The following is a 7,422-nucleotide window of genomic DNA, read 5'->3' on the forward strand; positions in this document are numbered from 1 at the left end:
ATTCGGCAAATCGCCATGCCAATAATCGATCGATAATAGTAGCTGCATGGCTAGATTCGGGAAATTCTGTTAGTGCGGCGGCGGCAAGAAAATAAGCCCGATAATAATAACAGCCGCCGCAATTTTTATCGAAGTTAAGTAATGCTTCGATGCAGGCTTCTTTATCAAGATTGGAAATATCGCCTCTCCCAAACCAGAATAAAATTGTTTCGTGCCAATCGGGGCTAAAAATTGGTAGTTGACGATTTAGATCGCTAGTAAAAAAGTAGTGCCAATCGGTTATCGATCGAGCGGCAAAGTATTCCTGAAATGTGGAATGATAGAAAGCATAAATTTTAGCACCAGTCGCGATCGAGATGCCAGCTCGATCGAGCCAGCCTAATTGTAATGCTAATTCGAGTAAATCTGGAGTCAGGAATTCTAAGACGGTATGGTGATAGAGTCGAAACCGCGATCGATCTCGTTCGCGATCGACTAATGGATCGAAATCGATCGCCTGAAGTGCTAATTTCCCTAGAGCATCATTTAACTGTTGTCTCTGTGCTAAAGTTGTAGAAAATCTGTCTTGTTTCCACTCATAAATAGTATCGGTAAATTGTTGGTAGAGACTAGCTTTCGTACTGGGTAGTTTACCTTGAGTTCGCCACCAATATCGACATAATAAAGCCAGTCGCAGCGGATTTTTGATGGCATCTCGCAATCGTTGATACTGGGGCTGACTGAGTTCTGAGATTAGATGTTCGCTCAGATCGGGACGCTTTTGAAACCAGCCTTGGATAAATTGACGCACGCGATTGTGTGGCTGACTATAACCATAACTCAAGCTGAGATTGCGATAAGTTGTAAAGTCAGCCAGCGCATTATTACCGCTATCCCAAACATTCGATCTGCAAGTCAAAATAATATGTGCATTACCGATCCAGCTCTGTAATTGTCTAGCTAAATTACTCAGCGAAACACTCGCATCGCTGTCCATTTCATCAATAGCATCGAGTAACAACCATACCCGACCGCGCTCGAATTGTAAAACTAGATCTTGCTGAAGTTGTGGTTCGATCGCTAGTTTTCGCGTGGCTAGTTTGAGCCAGTCTTTGAGGAGATAGTTTTCGATAGTTTCACCCTGAAGATCGGCAAGGGAGATCCAGATGGGTAATAATTGCCGATCGAGTAATCCGGCTGCTAATTTCTGTAAGCAAGTTGTTTTTCCCGAACCGGGTTCGCCGATAATGCCAATCCGATTTGGCTCTAAATTAGTAACTAATCGATCCAATAAGCAATCGGGATCGGGGACGATATTATCGCCGATTTCTTCGCTACCATCATCAATAGTATCGCGCACCTCTAAAATTGTCGGTCGGACTCTTTCCATCAATCCTAGCGGCACATAGACCTCTTCGAGATTAAATTTAACCCGCTCCTCAATGGTTAATGGATTGGTAGTAATTCGTTGATATTGTTGAGTATTCAGACTCGATCGCACTAGCTCCAACCACCGATCGGGTGTTGCTTCCGATCGATCTTCGGCGGTAGTTAGGGGAGTTTTACGTTGATGCCATTCGCGATCGAATCGCTGTAAATTTGCCGCCCGATCGGCTCGATCGTGCCATAATTTTAACGTAAAGTGCCAAGTCTCTGAGCCGCCCTTACTCGCGCGATTATCTTCAATAACTTCTAGAAAATCAGTCAAACATTTAATCGCTTCTTTGATCTGTTCGCTCGTTAACACTATCCCTGCATAACAAGCGAGCTGTTCGAGATGTCTGATTTTAGTCCGCAGCACGCACCGCCGCTCTGTCTGCCAATTAAACTGAATATCTTGCTGTAAGTTTTCTAATTGACGTTCTTCAATATCCAACTCATGATTGGCATAGTCAATCAACACAGTAAAAAACTGTGTAGCTCTTTGTTTGACTGCATTACCATAATTAGGACGCGGCATAGGGAATAATTGAGAATTGAGAATTGAGAATTAGCTAAGTAGGGTATCGATCCTAATCCTCGTCCAAATAAAAACGTCTCATCATTTGTTTTCCTCAATAGCTGTTATGATAGTTGATTGCTCTCTTGCCAAAACACACCATGTCTTCCGACAATTCTCCCACTGAAGTTTCTAGCGAACTGCCCAACGCCAGCCAGTCATTGCAACAAGGGAATGTAGTAGAAATCGAAATTACCGATATCAGTGAGAGTGGTGAAGGTGTCGGACGCGTCGGTAATCAAGTTGTATTTGTCCCCGATACAGTTACTGGCGATGTCATTACCGCCAGACTCGTTACTGTCAAACGTCAATACGCTCACGGCAAATTACTTGACATTATTACCCCTTCTCCGCATCGCGTGCGCCCTAGCTGCATCGTGGCTGATAAATGCGGCGGTTGTCAATTACAGCATATCGATTATGACTATCAGTTAACTGCTAAAGAAAATCAAGTCATTCAAGCTCTCAAACGGATCGGTGGATTTGCTGAGCCGCCTGTCGCACCGATTGTAGGCGCACAGGGCAATTTTGCATATCGCAACAAAGTGACCTATCCATTAGGTGTTAGCGATTCCGGCGGCATCAAGGCGGGGTATTATCGTAAGGGTACCCATCAAATCGTCAATCTCAATCAGTGTCCGGTGCAAGATGAGAGATTGAATCCGCTCTTGGCTGAAATCAAGCAGGACATCCAAGATCGCGGCTGGCAAATCTATCAGCCAGAAAGTAAGGGAGCCAGAGAACCAGGAGCGCGTCGTACTGGCGTCCAAATCATCGTTAGTCAATACGAGGATACAGGGACAACAGAGCGGGGTATTTCTAAGCCCAAGCTTCGCAATCGCCCAATGGTGACGGAAGTAACCACCGTACCTGATAATAGTCCAAAGTTTCGGCACTTATTACTACGGATCGGGCGGCGAACGGGTGAAATTTTGCTGACATTGGTAGTTACAGATTTTAATATCCCCGATATCGAAGGCCAAGCACAACGTTGGATGCAACGCTACCCTAACTTAGTTGGCGTCTGTCTCAACCTCAACGATCGACCGAATAATACCATCTTTGGCTCGGAAACTCGCTGTATTGCAGGGCGTGAATATATTTGCGAAACCTTCGGGCATTTACAGTTTCAGCTCAAAGCGGACACCTTTTTTCAGATTTACACCGAGCAAGCCGAAGCCGTATTAAACCTCATTATCGATCGAGCGGGCTTTAAAGGTACCGAAACGCTGATCGATGCTTATTGCGGAATTGGGACATTCACACTCCCACTCTCCAAGCGTGTCAAGCGCGTCGTCGGGATCGAAGTTCATAGCTCGTCAGTAGTGCAAGCCAGAGCCAACGCGCGGCTCAATGGGATTAATAACATCGAATTCCGCACTGGTGAAGTCGAAGAACTATTACCAGCGATGGATATTCAGGCTGATGTCATCTTACTAGATCCGCCGCGCACGGGCTGCGATCGAGCTGTCCTCGACGCACTCACCGCGATGCAACCCGCTCAAATCATCTACATCAGTTGCAAACCCGCAACTCTCGCCAGAGACTTACAAATTCTTTGCGAACAAGGTGGCTACCAGCTTACCTACGTCCAACCTGCTGATTTCTTCCCCCAAACAGCCCATGTCGAATGTGTAGCATTCTTGACTAGAGCTGAAGTTGCGGCTCCAGCCGTTGTCTAAGTAGTATTGTCACCAATCGGTCGATCGCGCTGAGCCAAAAGGCGGATAGCCGTAGGTACGGTTATCCGCCCCGAAATTGTAGCTGAATCTCCCAATCGATTGAAACGTATGCTGTCGAGCCGTGCTTGACAGCTTTACTGTTTCAGACTGGTGAGCTTCAACCTAGCAGCATGTAATACTGCTGTAATTCGTTATACACAGCGCCGATCGCGCTTTTATCGCAAGCTTGTCACATAAAGATACTGGTAAAACGATCTACAAATGCTACTGTCACTTGCCTAGACTAACCAAAAAATTTTCATTACAATGGTAAATGTGGAGTTAAAACCATCTATCAAAAGGAGTATTTACTCTAAGTAGATGGAATGGCGCTTCGCAAACGAGAGTCACACTGTTTTTTTTGAACAGTTTGCGATTGTAATCCGGCAAAAGTGCTTTATGAGGATTAAAGGGTTGCTATGGTATTAAGTCCAGTGAAGTCTGAGTGGGATAAAGTGAGCTTTGCATCGACACTTTTTCTCTGTCCGATCCTCGACAATCTATTGTCGAAAGTCCCTGGTAAATGGCACGCAGAAATTAGATTAGGACTCCAAGAGGCGTTGGTAAACGCTGCCAAGCACGGAAATAACCTCGACCCCCGCAAGCAGGTTATTGTCCGTTTTTGTTTTGAAGATGGGGCATATTGGTGGATTATCTCAGATGAAGGCGGTGGATTTCAGCCACCCGAACGCAGTCGCCAAGAACAACCTGTAGATTTATTACCGCAAGTAGAATCAGAGTCAGGGCGCGGCATGTTCCTATTACATCAAATCTTCGATCGAGTAGTATGGAATCGCAAAGGGACAGAAATATCACTATGTAAGCAATTATATTGTCAGCTCGACCGCGAACCAGCATTACTCTAGTCAAGCAGCTTAGACTAAGGCTTTGGCTCAGCTAGTTGGACTGTGGGGAGGCAATCATAGACAGTCGGCAAAATAGATGAAACTATTCTAGATTGAATTTGGCGAAGACTTTTGCATCCAATTATTGATACTTAGACGATGCCGTTAATTCTTCGAGAGATCGAACGAGGTCTTGATGGAGTTTTTTAGCACCAGTTTTACTAGAAAATTGTTGATAGTCGTTTACCTGTAGTGGTTTGCCAAGTTCGATGGTAACGCGATCGCCAAATTTGGGATAGGGATGCTCATAGTCGAGATTAATTGGAATAATCTTGAGGTCTAGATCTGGCTTTAATGATACCGCTTGCGTAGCAATCCGAGTCAACCCTTCCTTAATCGGATGCAACACTCGATCGCGAATGAGATTACCTTCAGGGAAAATTGTGAGCATTTCGCCTTGATGGAGCAACTCGATACTATGACGAATAACGGCTGGACTGGGCTTGGTGGTATCGATCTCAAAGCACCCCAATCTGCGCAAGAACCAGCCTTGAATTCCTTTCATTTCATCGGCAGTCACCATAATTCTCGAACTTCTACCCGTGACATACGGCCCAATGGCATAGGCAATCAGCAGTGCATCCCATCTTGTCCGATGAGTGGGTGCGAGAATTACAGCACCTGTGTGGGGAGTATATTCTGTGCCTCGGATTTCAATCTCGCGAAAGAAGCCAGGAAGCACGATATATCGACCGAGGGGATGAATAATTTTGGTCAACCACGGCGAGACTCGCGATTGGACGGGTTGACTGGAGTGGAGCGGAGGATTGTCGGATTTAGGATTGGTGAGTTCGGAGCCAGTCATAGCAGTTAAAGGATGCGATCGATTCAGATATTCCTACTTTACCCAAATGGGAGAGCGATCTCGAAAATTTACGTGACAGTTATTTAAGTGCCACAAATTAAGTTGTTAATTTGCCTCTGTGGATTCAAATACCCCGTAGAATAGATAGACACTAACAGAAGCCGTCGAAAGAGAATAGCGCGAAAGTGCAGCCGTTTCTGGGAAGATCGAGTTTAAAAAAAATTTATGTCAGATAACAAACGCAGTCAATCTATTACTCAGGGCGTACAACGCTCTCCCAACCGGGCGATGCTCAGAGCGGTGGGATTTGGGGATAATGATTTTACCAAGCCGATCGTCGGATTGGCAAATGGTTATAGTACGATTACCCCGTGCAATATGGGAATTAATAAACTCGCACTCCGCGCTGAGGCTGCACTTAGAGCGGCGGGATCGATGCCCCAGATGTTTGGGACGATTACGATCAGCGATGGGATTTCGATGGGTACCGAAGGGATGAAATACTCCTTAGTATCGCGGGAAGTAATTGCCGACTCGATCGAAACTGTCTGTAACGGGCAGAGTTTGGATGCGGTGCTGGCGATCGGTGGATGTGATAAAAATATGCCAGGGGCGATGATTGCGATCGCACGGCTGAATATCCCGTCGATTTTTGTTTATGGGGGGACGATTAAGCCCGGACATCACAACGGTAAGGATCTTACCGTCGTCAGTTCCTTTGAAGCCGTCGGTCAATTTAGCGCGGGTAAAATCGACGCAGCCGAACTCACCGCAATCGAGCAAAAAGCTTGCCCTGGTGCGGGTTCCTGCGGCGGGATGTTTACAGCCAATACCATGTCATCTGCCATTGAAGCAATGGGCATGAGCATTCCCTACTCCTCCACAATGGCGGCTGAAGATGAAGAAAAAGCCATCAGTGCCGAAAAATCTGCTTACGTCCTTGTCGAAGCCGTTAGAAAGCAGATTTTACCCGCCCAAATATTGACCAGGAAAGCCTTTGAAAATGCGATCGCGGTCATCATGGCAGTCGGTGGCTCTACCAATGCCGTCTTGCACCTGCTAGCCATCTCTCGAACGATCGGCGTCCCCTTGTCGATCGATGATTTTGAAGCGATTCGCGGTAAGGTTCCCGTAATTTGCGATCTCAAACCTTCCGGTAAATATGTCGCCACCGATTTACATCAAGCTGGCGGGATTCCCCAAGTGATGAAAATTTTACTAGAGCAGGGCTTACTCCACGGCGACGCGCTCACCATCAGCGGTCAAACCGTTGCCGAAGTCCTCGCCGATATCCCCAGTACCCCCCGCGCCGACCAAGATGTCATCCGCCAGTGGGACAATCCCATGTACGCCCAGGGACATCTAGCCATCCTCAAAGGTAATCTCGCCACCGAGGGAGCAGTCGCCAAGATTACTGGAGTCAAAAAACCAGTAATTACGGGTCCCGCCCGCGTATTTGAATCTGAAGAAGCCTGTCTCGATGCCATCCTCGCCGGAAAAATTGTCGCCGGAGATGTCATCGTCATCCGCTCTGAAGGCCCCAAAGGCGGCCCCGGAATGCGCGAAATGCTCGCGCCGACTTCGGCGATTATCGGTGCTGGTTTAGGCGATAGCGTCGGGCTGATTACCGATGGACGCTTTTCTGGTGGTACCTATGGGATGGTCGTCGGACACGTCGCGCCCGAAGCTTATGTCGGCGGTACGATCGCGCTAGTCCATGAAGGCGATAGTATCACGATCGACGCTCCCGCTCGGTTATTACAGTTAAATGTCTCTGAAGCCGAACTAGCCACGCGTCGTGCCAACTGGCAAGCACCCACACCGCGTTACACGACCGGGATTTTGGGTAAATACGCTAAGTTAGTATCTTCAAGTAGTTTGGGAGCCGTCACAGACATGGATCTGTTTTAATTAATAAGTAGGTCGGCACAATTATTTTAACTACTAGAATCATCTGAAACCCTGATGGTGGGCAGTGACTGGGCTGTTACTCCCTTCCCTTTATAAGGGGAG

5 protein-coding genes are annotated in these 7,422 nt (G+C 47.0%); 3 read left to right on the forward strand and 2 right to left on the reverse strand.

The window, feature by feature from the left end:
• The coding region (locus tag RMO35_RS22530; protein WP_309744530.1) for an NACHT domain-containing protein at window positions 1-1,939 on the reverse strand (1,939 nt) is incomplete at its 3' end.
• 140 nt (window positions 1,940-2,079) lie between these two features.
• Here RMO35_RS22530 and rlmD point away from each other — a divergent pair.
• Together rlmD and RMO35_RS22540 are read left to right on the forward strand one after the other, a co-directional pair.
• Window positions 2,080-3,660: a 23S rRNA (uracil(1939)-C(5))-methyltransferase RlmD gene (gene rlmD / locus RMO35_RS22535; protein ID WP_309744532.1), complete on the forward strand. Its 1,581-nt coding sequence runs from the start codon at window positions 2,080-2,082 to the stop codon at window positions 3,658-3,660.
• Between the two features lie 458 nt (window positions 3,661-4,118).
• Window positions 4,119-4,565: an anti-sigma regulatory factor gene (locus tag RMO35_RS22540; RefSeq protein WP_309744534.1), complete on the forward strand. Its 447-nt coding sequence runs from the start codon at window positions 4,119-4,121 to the stop codon at window positions 4,563-4,565.
• A 121-nt stretch (window positions 4,566-4,686) separates the two neighbouring features.
• Here the strand turns inward: RMO35_RS22540 and RMO35_RS22545 are convergent, their stop codons facing one another.
• Window positions 4,687-5,409 (reverse strand): 1-acyl-sn-glycerol-3-phosphate acyltransferase, encoded by a 723-nt coding sequence (locus RMO35_RS22545; protein WP_309744536.1) that lies wholly within the window; start codon window positions 5,407-5,409, stop codon window positions 4,687-4,689.
• Between the two features lie 225 nt (window positions 5,410-5,634).
• Between RMO35_RS22545 and ilvD the strand changes: the two genes are divergently transcribed.
• On the forward strand, window positions 5,635-7,320 hold the full coding sequence (gene ilvD / locus RMO35_RS22550) for a dihydroxy-acid dehydratase (RefSeq protein ID WP_309744538.1): 1,686 nt from the start codon (window positions 5,635-5,637) through the stop codon (window positions 7,318-7,320).
• Window positions 7,321-7,422: the final 102 nt, after the last annotated feature.

Source organism: Chamaesiphon sp. OTE_20_metabat_361 (assembly GCF_031364565.1).